This window comes from Microcoleus sp. (assembly GCF_041354475.1).
Lineage (GTDB): Bacteria > Cyanobacteriota > Cyanobacteriia > Cyanobacteriales > Microcoleaceae > Microcoleus.
Map to the genome: position 1 here is coordinate 1 of NZ_JBGJZU010000004.1, position 13954 is coordinate 13954.

At 49.0% G+C, this 13954-nt stretch carries 8 protein-coding genes; 4 read left to right on the forward strand and 4 right to left on the reverse strand.

Going from position 1 to position 13954, the window contains the following annotated elements:
* Positions 1-292: 292 nt before the first annotated feature.
* On the reverse strand, positions 293-2983 hold the full coding sequence (locus ACBR23_RS02155; protein ID WP_371118602.1) for an FHA domain-containing protein: 2691 nt from the start codon (positions 2981-2983) through the stop codon (positions 293-295).
* A 188-nt stretch (positions 2984-3171) separates the two neighbouring features.
* On the opposite strand from ACBR23_RS02155, the gene ACBR23_RS02160 reads away from it, so the two are divergent.
* The 3 genes from ACBR23_RS02160 (at position 3172) to ACBR23_RS02170 (ending at position 7828) form a co-directional block, all read left to right on the forward strand.
* Positions 3172-5301 (forward strand): iron uptake porin, encoded by a 2130-nt coding sequence (locus tag ACBR23_RS02160; RefSeq protein ID WP_371118603.1) that lies wholly within the window; start codon positions 3172-3174, stop codon positions 5299-5301.
* A 47-nt stretch (positions 5302-5348) separates the two neighbouring features.
* A complete protein-coding gene (locus tag ACBR23_RS02165; protein WP_371118604.1) occupies positions 5349-6059 on the forward strand; it encodes a hypothetical protein in 711 nt (236 codons plus the stop codon).
* A gap of 482 nt (positions 6060-6541) precedes the next feature.
* A complete protein-coding gene (locus tag ACBR23_RS02170; RefSeq protein WP_371118605.1) occupies positions 6542-7828 on the forward strand; it encodes a serine protease in 1287 nt (428 codons plus the stop codon).
* Positions 7829-7903: 75 nt separating this feature from the next.
* On the opposite strand, the gene ACBR23_RS02175 is transcribed toward ACBR23_RS02170, so the two are convergent.
* Positions 7904-9040, reverse strand: a complete 1137-nt coding sequence (locus ACBR23_RS02175; RefSeq protein WP_371118606.1) for a COP23 domain-containing protein — start codon at positions 9038-9040, stop codon at positions 7904-7906.
* A gap of 238 nt (positions 9041-9278) precedes the next feature.
* On the opposite strand from ACBR23_RS02175, the gene ACBR23_RS02180 reads away from it, so the two are divergent.
* A complete protein-coding gene (locus tag ACBR23_RS02180) occupies positions 9279-11501 on the forward strand; it encodes a tetratricopeptide repeat protein (RefSeq protein ID WP_371118607.1) in 2223 nt (740 codons plus the stop codon).
* A 485-nt stretch (positions 11502-11986) separates the two neighbouring features.
* Here ACBR23_RS02180 and ACBR23_RS02185 read toward each other — a convergent pair whose 3' ends face one another.
* Together ACBR23_RS02185 and ACBR23_RS02190 are read right to left on the reverse strand one after the other, a co-directional pair.
* Positions 11987-12889 carry a serine protease gene (locus ACBR23_RS02185; protein WP_371118608.1) on the reverse strand — a complete coding sequence of 301 codons (903 nt, stop codon included), beginning with the start codon at positions 12887-12889 and terminating at the stop codon, positions 11987-11989.
* A 33-nt stretch (positions 12890-12922) separates the two neighbouring features.
* Positions 12923-13546 (reverse strand): COP23 domain-containing protein, encoded by a 624-nt coding sequence (locus tag ACBR23_RS02190; protein ID WP_371118609.1) that lies wholly within the window; start codon positions 13544-13546, stop codon positions 12923-12925.
* Between the last annotated feature and the right edge of the window lie 408 nt (positions 13547-13954).

Genomic DNA, 13954 nt, shown 5'->3' on the forward strand with positions numbered 1-13954 from the left:
CTCTAATATAATCTGCGTTTATAACTTGCTCAGATTGAGGCAGGAAAAACTCATCTTTAACTCTGCTTGAATATATCGATCGCTCCTGTTCTTAGTTTGCGATCGATTATTCAGCAAGCCCTACATAATATTAAAACTTGTAAGTTGGGTTTCGTTACCTCAACCCAACCTACTAATGACAAATCCGGCTGAAACACTTTTCCGATTTCTTAGTCCCCTCTGCTAGGAATTTGTTTGTGTAAAAGCGGTTTCAACCGCCTCCTTCATAAAGGGGATAATTAACTACACAGAATTAGACGATATCCTTACGCTTCTGAACCACTAAAGTGAGACCCAACAAAACCAAAATTTGCAAACAAAGGATACCCCAATATTGCCTAACATTCACCTTGAACATTGAACCGTATTTGTCATAAAAGTTCTCTAACAGAGCTTCTCCGCCTTTAATCGTTCCCTCATATTTCCCTTTCCACTCGCTGTAGTCTTTTTGCCAAGTATCAATCTCCGCTTTGTAACTATCAACTTTTTTCTGGTAAGTACCAAACTCAGCGGGATTGTCCGGCGCTTTGCCAGGATCTTGCGGCTTCGCGGGTTCCGTTTGGTCGATTACAGGATCGTATTTACCCTTGATTCCGGGAAACTGGCAAGTCTTGAATAGTTTTTCTCCCAGACACTCACAGCGGTTTGTCTTGTCGGTTGGCGACAAATTGTTGCGATCGTCCTTACTTAACTGCCAGCAGGGATCGTCAACAATGTTACTCCCCAGATTACTCTGGGTCAACAGCGACTCAAAAGACCATTTAGTAATGGTAATTTGGTTGACGAGGCGACCTGTTACCCCAAGAGCATCGATGGGTAGCATCCCGCCACCAAAGGTAATTTGCGGGACGAGAAAGATGATGGTCAGCAGCGGTGCGATATTTTGGTTCGGTGAAAGAGCTGATACAAATAGCCCCATCATCATGCCTGCGATCGAGGCTAGGAATAGGGTGACGTACATCCCTGTTAACGCTTCCGTACCCCCTGGCAAGTCGATCGCCAACTTTTTAAACAGCAAAAAGACAGCAGCTTGATACAAAGCCAAGAGAATACCTACCCAAACTTTCGACAAAATGTAAGGGATGATTTGCAGCCCGATCGCCCGTTCCCGCCGATAGATATCGTTTTCTTTGACAATTTCCCGCATAGTGGCGAGGCTGCCGACCATCACAGCAATCAAAGCTGTGACGAAGAGCATAGTAATTGCCTGACCTGCATCTCCTGTTTCGAGGCTAAATAAGTTGCGCTTCCAAGTAACAAAATCCAGCAGCCCTAGAGTTGGAGCAACGGCAAGCATTAAAAATAAACTGGCTTTGTCCTGTATTAAGATTGCTAGATTTCTTTGGGACAAAATGGCAAACTCTCTGAACGCCGAAACTCGCTTAGCTCGATGAGCTAACCGTTTTTTAGCACGGGGTTGTTGCAATTCACCACCCACGGCTGGTGGTCGTGATAGCTGTCGCTCTACCACATATTTTTGATACTGAGAAGACAGGAGGTAGCGCTGTTGCCAGTAGTCCGGCGACTCTTCCCGCTCTACCTTGCGGTAAATTTCATTGAATTTCTGCACCCCAAAGTAAGCCGGAGCTTCTTGTGGCGGCCCGCAGTAAGCTACTCTGCCACCTGCTGCCATGAAGATTACCAAGTCGCAGAGGGTGACATTTTCGGTGGCATGGGTGATCAACAATATGGTACGGCCTTGGTCTGCTAGTTCTCGCAAGAGCTGCATGATTTCCACCTCAGTGCCGGGGTCTAGTCCAGACGTGGCTTCATCAAGGAAAAACAAGCTGGGTTTGGTGAGCAGTTCCACGCCAATCGATACCCGCTTAAGCTGGCCTCCGCTGAGCGCCTTGACTTGCACGTCTTTGCGGTGAGTCAGCCCCAAATCTTGCAACACTTCTTTGACGCGCTGTTTGCGTTCCACCTTCCGGGTGTCCGCAGGCATCCGCAGTTGGGCGGCGTAGTCGAGGGCTTGCTCGACAGTCAATTCCAGGTGGATGATATCTTTCTGGGGAACGTAGCCGAGTTCGTTGCGGTAGGCGTTGAAGTTCTTGTATAGGTCAACTCCGTTGACGAGAACGGAACCGCTGGTAGCGGGCCGGAAGCCGTTGAGGGCATCAAGAAGGGTGGACTTGCCGCCGCCACTGACACCGGCGATCGCCACAAATTCCCGCGCCTTAATGCTCAAGGAAATATCATTCAGCAGTTTCGTGCCTTTCCCCACAACCTTAGTCAGGCCGATAGCATCAAGCCGTAAGTTGCCTTGTTCGTTATAAGTGGCAAAGGTTTCATCGACATTTAAGACAAAACGGCACGGGCCGATACGGATGCTGTCATTGACTTTCAGTACCCTTTGTTCTTTAACGGCTATGCCGTTGACATAGGTACCGTTCGTCGAGTCCAAATCTTTGATAATGACGGAGCCGCTTTGCCGTTCCAAGCGAGCGTGGAAGCGAGAAACGGATGGGTGTTCGATCGCCGTGTCGTTTTGCGAATCCCGCCCAATTGTCAGGCGATCGCGGCCGCGCATATCTATCTGGCTGACGAAGACTGTTTCATCCCCAACCAAAGCTGCAACTGTTACGTGTTCATCTACAGGTTTTTGAACTTCAATAACAGTGGGATCTCGATCGTCTCCCTGAACGATCAAGCACAATTCGCTATTGCCAATGCCGATCGTGTCACCGTTTGCTAGGAAGTGAGGAATGTTCGGTTTGAGCAGGATGTTGTTGACGCGAGTGCCGTCAGTGCTGCCGAAATCTGTAATTTGATAGCAAGCGCCTTTTCTACTGATTTGAGCGTGTTGGCGCGACACAAGGGGGTCATTAATGACTAAATCACTGTTGGTAGCGCGCCCGATAGTTACGACTTCAGTATTAACTGAGTATTCCCAGACAGGCTCGCTACCCTTGTGAATTTTTAAAATTGCTGGCGATACAGGCATAGAGATCTATTTCCATTAATCTTATGTCTTTTATCTCACACTGCCACTGACTTTGGTCAAAGATGTTTTTCTTCTTAACTATCCGGCGCTGTTTAAGAAAAATTAATATTTTTAATCTAAAAAGTGGTAAAAAATGTAACATACAGCTTAGCTACGGTAGCTATAACTTGTCAGTGTGAGGAGCTAGCATGAAAGCAAAATATTTATTACTGTACAGCATCTGGGGAATCCTGTTGGCATCGCCTGCGGCAATTGCCGAAACTTCTGAGGATCTACCTTCGGTAGAGTCGCAAGGAAACGTTGCCGAACCAGCGCCACAGATTATTACTGCCAGCCAAGAGCAGCTTGCAGGCACTGCTCCAAGCAGTTTAGAGTCGCTTAGGGGCGATCGGGCAGTCAGGAAGCAAAAATCGATCGGTTCCTATAAATTCGCCGGTGGGGGTGTCGTCTTGGCGCGATCGGCAAACCCGATCGACCCAGAACCTGCCCTTGGCGATCGGTCGATCGAACCAACCGAGATCAAGCCAGCCCTAGAATCATTAATATCGGAGCCTAAAGTCGCTGTTACTGGCAATAACCCATCACAATTGGCTCCAACAATACCAAACAATTCATCCAATCCGATCGCTATTACCGACAATAACCAATCAGAATTGGCTCCAACAATACCAAACAATTCATCCAATACGCCCACGTGGAAAACCGCTGACTCCCGAACAAATCAACAACCAAAATTTCAAAAAAATGCACCAGCAAGAGCGATCGCTCAATCCTTAAATACGACCCCGATCCTCGGCACGCCGACACCGGTCAATGAGGTAGTTCAAGAAACAGACAACAACTCAGCCTCAAACTTAATGAGCCAGGTGACATCTGTTTCCCAACTCTCAGACGTAAAGCCAACAGACTGGGCTTTTGGCGCCCTGCAATCACTGGTTGAGCGTTACGGCTGCATAGCTGGCTACCCCGACGGTACTTTCCGAGGCAATCGAGCACTAACTCGCTACGAATTTGCTGCTGGCTTGAATGCTTGCTTAGACCAAATTAGAACCCAAATTGGAGCCAAAACAGCCGATAAAATCACCAAAGAAGACTTAGGCATAGTGCAACGGCTGCAAGAAGAATTTGCAGCCGAACTAGCAACCCTGCGCGGTCGAGTTGACTTGCTAGAAGCGCGGACAACAGAATTAGAAGCCAATCGTTTTACCCGCAGCACGACAATTTTTGGCGGAGAAGCGATCTTCGCGCTGTCTCAAGCGTGGGGCGGGAACCCTCCGGGCGAAGGCAAATCCAACCTCGCCTTCACAAACTCAGTGCGACTGCAAACTGTCACTACCTTTACAGGAAAAGACAGGCTGCGAATCGAACTGCAATCAGGGAATTTTAAAGGTCGAGGCTTTGCCGAACCTAGCGCCCTCAACACCTTTACTTCCTTGCTATCCTTTCAGTCAGATACCGACAACAAAATCCAGCTTTCAGCGGTAGAGTACCGCTTCCCAGTCTTAAACGATCGCATTGTTCTCACCCTCCGCCCCGTAGGTTTTAACCTCAGCAGCGTACTCACCGCTAACTCGCCCTTCTATGACAATGGTCGAGGAGCCATTTCCCGCTTCGGAGAAGCCAACCCCATCTTAAAAATCGGCGACTTAGATACAGGCGTAGGGATGGACTGGCTGATCGGGCGCCGCTTCCGCTTGCAGTTAGCTTACGGCGCGAGAAATGGCAGCGATCCCGGTCAGGGATTTGCTGTAGGTAAAGACAACTGGGTTGCCGGCGGACAATTTTTATTCCTATTAGGCAATAGCGCTCAAACTGGTTTGACTGTCCTTTACGGCTCATCTCCCGACGGCAGATTAAACACCTTTACAGGTAGTGGCGCGGCTGACGCTTCTGGATTCATCAACCAGCGCTCAAATATCGGCGCTGTCGGCGGCAGTTTTCAATGGCGCGTTACCCCTCGCTTCACGTTCGCCACTTGGGGCGGTGTTATGGGCGCTTATGCCTCCAAAACTCAATCCGGCGCTGCCAGCACGACCTTTGCCGTTGCTTTAGGATTTCCTGACCTGGTTCAGCAGGGAGACTTGCTGGGAATCGTAGTCGGCCAGCCGCCCAGTTTGGTACAGTACGACGATTTTTCTGCATCCACTGGGTTGCCGGGAGGCAAAGATTTTTCACTGCACGCTGAAGCTTTCTACCGCTTCAACCTCAGTGATTCTGTTTCCGTCACGCCCGGTTTCTTCTTAGTGACAAACCCTGGTAATTTTGCCAGCAACAACACGATCTATATCGGCACAATCCGCACGACTTTCCGATTCTAACTGTTACTGTAGTGGTTAGCTGCTAATTCGCAAAATAGGAAAATTTGATGGCAACTCAACAAAAAATTACGCGCATTTTAGCTGGTAGCCACCTCTGGGTGTTGCCTGCTGCTTTTAGCTTCCTCAGTTTAAGTTGGGTAGCACCAACAAATGCGGTCGAAACTGCACAGCAAAATACTTTAATTGCACAAGCAACCGAAACTAAACCTGCGGCACCTCGCCCTCGACCAAGGACTGCTTTTTTTGAAGAAGAGAGGAGGCCGAGGTTTGGATTTGGGGACTTCCTGAACTCTGCCTTGGATGGGGCAGACAATTCCTTCTCTGGCGATTCAGTGCAAAATTCTCCCATTACCCTGGAGCCTCTGTCTGGAGTTTTCACAACCGGCATTAACGGCACCCTGACAGTGGGTATTAATGATAATCGCTCTGACTTCTTGCAAGGCAATTTTAGTGCGACTGACGGCACTAACCTGCAATTTTCTAATGTCATTTCTGGTTCTAGTCCCCAAAGAGGAACTTTGAACGTAAATGGTACGATCTTGATTAATGGCGTGCCAAATCCTGTCATCGGTGTGAGGGAATACAGCGCCAGCGGTAACGAAAATAATGGTTTTGTTAGCGCCACCGTGCAGTTAGTCGATCCAAATAACCCGTCGCAAGCGATTTTTATCCAAGTGCCAGCGAGTCGAAATTCAGGCGATCGAAATACGGCAAGGGGCCCTGCTAACCTGTCAATCGGCCGCCCAATTGACCGCTAAGCGGAGCGAGAAAATAGAGCCGGGAAAATGCCTTTGCAGTGGCATCGGCATGATTTCATACCAATTTAATGTGAAGTTGCACATATCTCGATCCCCCTAAATCCCCCTTAAGAAGGGGGACTTTGATCGGAATCTTGTCCCCCCCTTCTTAAGGGGGGCTAGGGGGGATCGGATTCTATGCAGCCTCATAAAAAATTGGTATCAGGGGAGTAAGCTATAAAACATTGTTTGTAGTTTGTAGGGTGCGTCAGACGAAGTTATACAACGACTAAGTTGTTCGGCATTTAAAAGACGATTGTAGGGTGCGTCAGTTTTAAGGCATTTCCCATGTATAGTCAGTGTTCTACCCGTGGCACCCTACCTGGATAGTTAGTGGTTTAAATGCTCCACAGCTTATTGAGGATGGATAGTTCTGATTCACCCTGCTTTATGTGCCAGTTACGTAAGTTTTAAATGAGCTAACTTAATCAGGAAATGTGAATATGTTTTCGTTCAAACTGATGGTAGGACAACTTTTTGCTGGCATCGCCATAGGAGTCCAAGCAATGCCTGCTATGGCGGAACTTTCCCCACCGGAAATCAATTCCATCGCTCGACAGACAACGGTGCTGATCGCGCCCGGTCTCACCCCGGAGTTGCGTCGGGACTTGGAGGAAAACCGCAATAACCCGTTAGAAAATAGACAAGTCTGGAACCCAGGTTCAGGGGCAATAGTAGCTCGTGAAGGCAATAAATACTACGTTTTAACAGTGGCTCATAACTTTTACCAGAGGTACTTAGATACTCCAGGGTTTTGGCAAAGCTCTGGTGGGACTCCTTTCTACGGCATCCGCACTTGGGACGGGGAAGTTCACAAAATCGAAGGTGTCAATGACGGCAGGGGTTGCCCGCTTAGGGGCATTGCTGAGGCGCGATCGCTAATCCGATTCGGTTGCCGCGATCGCTTCATCCCAGGTACAGAAACCGTCGATCGCAATAGCGACGGAGATGCCGTCAAAGGCATCGACTTAGCCATCATCAGTTTTACCAGCTCCAAAGATTACGCCGTTGCTTCTATAGGAGATTCCAGCACAGTCAAAATCGGCGATCGGGTTTACATTTCCGGCTGGCCAGATCCCGAACAAGCTCAAGCTCAAGCTGGCCAAAGCGTCCGCCCGGTTTCCCGCAGGCAGAGGCGTTTAGCGTGGGGTTCTGTGGGGGCGAAACTCTCGCCTGATGCCAGCAACCAAGGCTACAGCATCTTTTACACCGACTGCACGAGCCCTGGGATGAGTGGTGGCCCTGTCTTTGACAAAGATGGCCGTCTTGTGGGCAATCACGGCCGGGGCACCCGCAACAAGCAATCCTGTGGTAAGGAGGGCAGCCCTAACAGCTTCTTGCAATCGAGCGATCGCCCGGATGCGCCCGGACAGGCGGCGAATACCAACAACTTGAGCGAAAGGTTTAGCGCTTCGCAGCAAGTCAATCAGGCGATCGACCTAATCCAGCAGAGCCGACTGCGCTTACCATTCAACTTGCAAATGCCTACTACTGAGTTGATTAAGAGAGGGTTGGCTGGTCAAGGCGCTCAAGTCCCTTTTGGCAGCAGCGGCCGCCTCGAATTTGACATTGCCGCCGATCGCACTTCAGGCGCATTTGACGATCCCAGCGATGTTATCCCCGACATTTACAAGGAATATTCCTCCTTTTCTGGACTGGGAAGCCGTCTGAGAGACGGAATACCCTCCGGCGGGTGCGGCACTATTTTGCTAGGAGAACCGTGCCCTTGAGCAAGGTAGCAGAAGGAAACGTGAACCTTCTGCTCTGTCCTATACCCCAAAGCTTCGCAGCCAATCCCTTGCCTGCTACCAAACCAAACCGCCTGACGGCGAGGGATTGGCCGGGGAAGCCACTGCACCTTCAGCCACCGTGTTATTCAGGAATTGCTTGAAGTCAATGTAAACAGCGCTGGGTTCGTCTTGGCTTTCATAGAGGGGGCCGCTCGCGCCAGCGCGGATGTTGAACAATCGCTGTACCGTTTCCCCAGCATTCGACCCCGGTTTGAGGGTAAATAGTACATTAGCGCCACTACAGGGACGGCCGCTGGCAATTGCCGCGCACACCACCGCTTGCCCGTTCACGTAACCGCTGGTGATGAAGTTGAGTTGCCCGGAGTTGTAGAAATTCTGGAAGCGTGCAGAAACCTCCTGGCAACGCCTTTCCGGGGTGAACCCACCCCCGCTGAAATAATCAGAGAACCAGCGGATCACTGGGACTCGGCCTCGCGTCGTGACAGCATAAGTTGTGGGCAAACCGTTAGCGCCTGAAGCGCAAATAAAGCTCGTCCTTTGTATTGGGGCGGGCTGCGCGGCAAGAGTTTGTTCTGGCTCGATCGGCGGGCTGCTGGAAGTAGCGCCCAGGGGAATCAGACCCGGCGGCAGGAGTACCCTGTCAATCCTGACAATCACCCCATTTTTTGCTAACAGTGGCAATTCTCTAGCAGTAGCGTCGTTGAGAATTAGTTGAGTGGCGCTAGAGCTAGGACTAACTTTGACTGTCCTGCCGTCTAGGGTTTTCAGTTCTCCACTTAGGAGGTCGCTCTCGCTGATTTCGCCAGGAATGACGTGATACCTGACTATTTTTTCCAGCAGTTCTCGGTTTTCTGGCCGCAATAATTTTTCCAACATCCCTGGCGGCAAGGCAGCAAAGGCTTCCTCTGTCGGTGCGAGAATGGTAAGCGGATTATTTCCTGACAGCAGGGGGATTAAGTTCGCTTTCTGCAAGACGGCACTAAAAGTTTTTAGATTGCGGTTTTTGCTTAGCCCCTCAACCAAAGTGGGAGTATCCTGTGATTCGTAGGCAGCGCCCCGGTTGAAAAAGCGATAATAAGGGTAAAACCGCTGGGCAAATGCGGTTGAAAAAATATCGAGTGCGATCGCCCCTGAGAGTCCGACAATGACTGCTAACCTTTTAAGCTGGCCTGTAAGCTTTAGCCTATTCATAAATATATTCTCCGTTTAATACATTAAACTTTGATAAAGCCTTGCCTGACTGTATTGCTTTAATTTCTGCCATTAGTGGCAACTCTAGTTTTTTGGCACATTATATCTCATAGAATACCTTTATTAGTTAATAGATGGCAAGGCGATCGCCAAAAGTGATCCTTGCTGCCAAAGTACACCTCTGGCGCTTTGGACTAAATGCTCAATCTCAAATAGAAACTCGCTTAGGTCAAACACCATGCAAGGGAAAATACTAGGTGGACGCTACAAAATTATCAGGCGGTTGGGAGGCGGGGGCTTCGGTCAGGCTTATCTGGCTGTTGACACGCAGTTACCGGGAACCCCCCAATGCGTCGTCAAACAGCTCAAGCCTCAAACTGCCGATTTAGCCACAGCGCGACGCCTATTTGACCGAGAAGCGACTACTCTGCACGAGTTAGGGCAAGGCCACGACCAGATCCCGCGCCTGTTTGCCCACTTTGAAGAAAATGAAGAATTTTATCTAGTAGAGGAGTTTTATGAAGGGGAGACGTTAAGCGAAGAACTCCAGCGTTTGCAGCGCTTCAGGGAACCGCAGGCGATCGCCCTGTTGCAAGATATCCTGTCAGTCCTTCAGTACGTCCACAGCCACAACGTCATCCACCGAGACATTAAACCCTCGAACATCATCCGGCGCAAGGGAGATGGGAAGCTAGCCCTGATTGACTTTGGTGTTGTCAAACTAATTAACAGTTCCAAGCGGCCAGCGCTGGATACAAACGCTAAAACTGTTGCCGTCAGTACCTTGGGCTATACGCCTCCCGAACAACAAAACGGCAATCCCCGCCTAAACAGCGATATCTACGCCTTGGGTGTCACAGCGATTAAAGCTTTGACGGGAAAAGACATAAGGGATTTGCAGATTAATTTGCACAACTGGCGGGAGCAAGTGCAGGTGAGCGACGAGCTGGCAGCGATTTTGGATAAAATGGTGCGCTTGGACTTTCAGCAGCGCTACCAGAGGGTTGAGGATGTGCTGGGCGACTTAGATGCGATGGTAGCGGAATTCAACCAGCCCACGCAAGTGCGGGAAACCGAGGCGCGCGAAACCGAGGCGCGCGAAACCCAGGTGCGGGAAACCCAGGTGCGGGAAACAGCGCTCCGCCCCGCTCCGACTCCAGCGTCTGCACCGATCGCCCCAACTAAGGGGTTTGCTTTTAAATCCTGGCACTTAGTGGCGATCGCAGGTATCGTTACTGCTGCATTATGTGGCGGGTGGAAGCTCTACGAACCCAATTTCTACTTGCAACAAGCCAAACAACAGCTAGATAAGTACCAACCAGAAAAAGCCTTAGACACCTTTCAGAAACTCATTGACAGCAAACCCAATGACCCCCAAGCTTGGAGGGGCAGGGGAGATGCGCTGCTAGCTCTAGCCCGGTATGAAAGATCGATTAGTGCCTATGACAAAGCGCTGCAACTCCAGCCGAACGATGCCAAAACATTAAACAAAAAAGGCGAAACGCTTTATGAATTGCAGCGCTACCAAGAAGCGCTAGACACTCACGAGCAAGCGCTCAAAGCTGCTGATAACGACCCCGAAGCCTGGTATGGCAAAGGCAGAGCTTTCATTGGCTTGAAGCGCTACGAAGATGCTCTTTCTGCCTTTGACAAAGCGCGGGAAATCAAGCCCCAGTCCCCCTCAGTTTGGTATAGCAAAGGTATCGCCTTAGAATATTTGAATCGGCGACCAGAAGCGCTCAAGATTTATGAGGAGGCCGTGGGAACTTATGACGAACAGCTTAAAGCGAACCCGAATAATTTGAAAGGGTGGGTTGAACGGGGTTCTGTACTCAGCAAGTTGGGGCGTTTCAACGATGCACTTGACTCTGCGGAAAAAGCACTGAAAGTTGACCCGGATTTCTATCCGGCACTGCTACTCAAAGGCAATGCGCTGCGGCTGACAGGGAAAGCAGATGAAGCGCTGCAAGCTTATAACAAAGCCCTGGAAATCCGCCCGGAAGATTATTTGACGCTGCACAACCGAGGAACGTTACTAGCAGAAAAAGGAGATTTTGTACAAGCGATTAAATCCTTTGATAAAGCCTTAGAAATTCGGTCAAGTTTTTCTCCGGCTTGGGTCGATCGCGGGACAGCTTTTAGCCAAAATAACCAACAAAAAGAAGCAATCGAATCTTTTGACAAAGCGATCAGCTATGCACCAAAAGATGCTCAAGCGCTAGTTGGTAAGGGAATTTCGCTGAGTGCGCTGAACCGAAATGAGGAAGCGTTAGCGGCTTTTGAACAAGCCAAAGAAATCGAGCCGAATAACCCCTTTCTTTGGGCGAACCGAGCTGCTGTTCTAGAGAATTTAAAACGGAATGACGAAGCACTAAAATCCTATGACGAGGCAATTCGGCTTAAGCCTGACTTCCAAGCGGCGAGTGAGGCGCGGAAAAAGTTGCGGCAGAAAATCAACTGATATTATAGCAACCGCCAAGGTGGTTAGGATACTTCCGGTCATTGAGCGAAGCGTCGTCCTGAGCGTAGCCGAAGGGTCGAAATGTCCGCTTTGTGAGTGCATTTCGACTACGCTCAATGACCAAAGCGTCTTGGCGACTGATATTATGTCGATTACAACTCACTGAACGATAGCTTAAAACTATCTATCTGACCTCTGAGTCGAATGTGCGAACCCACTCATTCAAACCAGAGGTCAAACTACAAAATCAAAGTCCAAGCCGAGAGAGGCTGCCAATTTTCTAGCCAATTTAAGATATAGCAGTCGCCAAGGTGGTTAGGGTACTTCTGGTCACTGAGCGGAGCGTCGTCCTGAGCGTAGCGTCGCCCTGAGCGTAGTCGAAGGGTCGAAGGGTCGAAGTGGACATTTCGACTACGCTCAATGACCAAAGCACCTTGGCGGTTGCTATACAACAGATGAATTGCTAATTGAGCAATAATTAGCTTTCACCACAACCGTCCATTTTCTGATCCGCTATCTCTATACTCACCTTGCGGTTGAGGATAAGAAATTACTGGATGTGGGAGAGAATAAGGGGATCTTCTGGGTGTGTCGCCTGCCGATTTATTGCCTAGTTGTACAAATGTCTCAATCGGAATTGCCCAACTAGATTCGATCATTAAATCCTTTGGCAAATTCGGCTTAGAACCATCTTTAAATACATAAGGATCGCCCCACAAAGGATAGGCGTGCATTCCATTGATTCCCACAACTTCCGCCCTGCTATTGAGCAACGGCCCGCCGCTCATTCCTTTTTCAACTGGATTGCTATAACCAATTTGATACCCTCCAACTAATGCTTTTGGAGACAGAAAGGAAACAGTCCCTAACAAAAATTCAAACCCTCTTTTTTCCGAACCTTCTTGACCAGGAAACCCGGTAGCAAAGACTTCATCTCCTACTGCGATCGACGAAGAAGCTAGCCGCGCTACTGAATATTCCCTCGTACTTCTGAACTGTAATAAAGCGAGATCGTTGCCGTCAAAAGAGCGATTTTTGAGCAATTCACCCTGATATATTTTCCCATCTGGAGTTTGAATGCGGTGGCTTTCACCAATAGCTAAAACATGATTGTTGGTCAGAATTGTGTAGGTCTGGCCTTGCTTTTTAATCAATATTCCTGAACCTGCACCGTATCCAGATAGCACTTTAACTGCGATCGCCCGTGCCTCATTTTTGATTTGGGCTACTGTCAGTTGTTGAGCGTTTTCTCGCCTGCCATTTACCTCAATCAATCGCGATCTGCTGACAGGTAAGGACTGTACTGGCTGTTGAGTATACCAACAGCCAATACAGGCGATCAAAAAATAGCTCAAACGGAGTCTCAACCGCAAGCTCGACCAATTCATGCTTCATTCCTCAGTTATTTGTACCAAGGCGGGCTACCACCCACCACCGTTACTCGGCTCAATGTTGGGCTGAGGGCGAGTGGGCGCAGCGGCGGGTTGAGAATTGAGAGCAGGATTAGGAGCCGAACCAGAGGGTTGAACGACGCGTGCTCCTTCGAGAAATCGGTTAAAATCGACGGTAGCAGATGAATTGCGATCGGCACTTTCTAGAAGGGGAGCGTTAGATGCACCAACACTAATATTAAAGATTTGCTGGATGCGAGCGGCTGCATCTGACCCTGGTTTGAGGGTGAAAAGCAATTTTTCCGAAGTGCATGGAGGGCTGCTATTTCCTGCACAAATAGCTGGCTGACCGTTAAGATATCCAGCCGTGAGGAAGTTCAGTTGACCTCTGTCACGGTGCCTTTGGAAGCGACTGGATACTTCTTGGCAGCGACGCTCTGGGGTGTATCCTGAATCGGTAAAAAATTCAGAAGTCCACTTCACCACTTGAACCGTTCCTCGGCTGGTATTGGCAAAGGTTGTTGGTATACCGTCGCTTACGCCACAAAAGAAGGTGGCGCTTTGAGCATAACTGGGTTGATTGAATGTGGTGACAGCGCCGATCGCGATCGCGCCCAATGTCACCGCAGCAGTTAGTGATTGCCATTTAGTCATTTTGAGTTAACCTATTGGATTATTGGATAAAATTAATTGCATTCAAAATTTATTTGAGTTATCTTGAGAAATAACAGCTATCGTACAACTTGCAACAGTAATTTAGCTAACTTTTATCGGAAAATTAGCATGGTTTCCAAATGCAGGCTATGCTAATACAGCCACTTAACTTTTCAAGTCCTCAAAGCAGCGAAGCACTTGATGAATCTGGTCTAAAGTGTTGAATGAGCTCTATTTAACATTTTATAACATAAGGCTCTGAGATAAGTCAAGATCATCTCAGGGTAATTTGAACTAATCTTGACTTTTCCCCTTAACTGTAGACTAAAGCCCATGCCAGATGGTCACTCTGGCTCACGCCCTCCTATCGTTTGCGGTTGCTTAAATCCTCCCTCAAACTCTTAGTCC

What these genes read in the sequence shown, in the direction of transcription:
- ACBR23_RS02165 (WP_371118604.1), top strand. Translation starts at nt 5,349, where the DNA reads ATGGCAACTCAACAAAAAATTACGCGCATTTTAGCTGGTAGCCACCTC.
- ACBR23_RS02155 (WP_371118602.1), bottom strand. Translation starts at nt 2,983, where the DNA reads ATGCCTGTATCGCCAGCAATTTTAAAAATTCACAAGGGTAGCGAGCCT.
- ACBR23_RS02180 (WP_371118607.1), top strand. Translation starts at nt 9,279, where the DNA reads ATGCAAGGGAAAATACTAGGTGGACGCTACAAAATTATCAGGCGGTTG.
- ACBR23_RS02190 (WP_371118609.1), bottom strand. Translation starts at nt 13,546, where the DNA reads ATGACTAAATGGCAATCACTAACTGCTGCGGTGACATTGGGCGCGATC.
- ACBR23_RS02185 (WP_371118608.1), bottom strand. Translation starts at nt 12,889, where the DNA reads ATGAATTGGTCGAGCTTGCGGTTGAGACTCCGTTTGAGCTATTTTTTG.
- ACBR23_RS02175 (WP_371118606.1), bottom strand. Translation starts at nt 9,040, where the DNA reads ATGAATAGGCTAAAGCTTACAGGCCAGCTTAAAAGGTTAGCAGTCATT.
- ACBR23_RS02170 (WP_371118605.1), top strand. Translation starts at nt 6,542, where the DNA reads ATGTTTTCGTTCAAACTGATGGTAGGACAACTTTTTGCTGGCATCGCC.
- ACBR23_RS02160 (WP_371118603.1), top strand. Translation starts at nt 3,172, where the DNA reads ATGAAAGCAAAATATTTATTACTGTACAGCATCTGGGGAATCCTGTTG.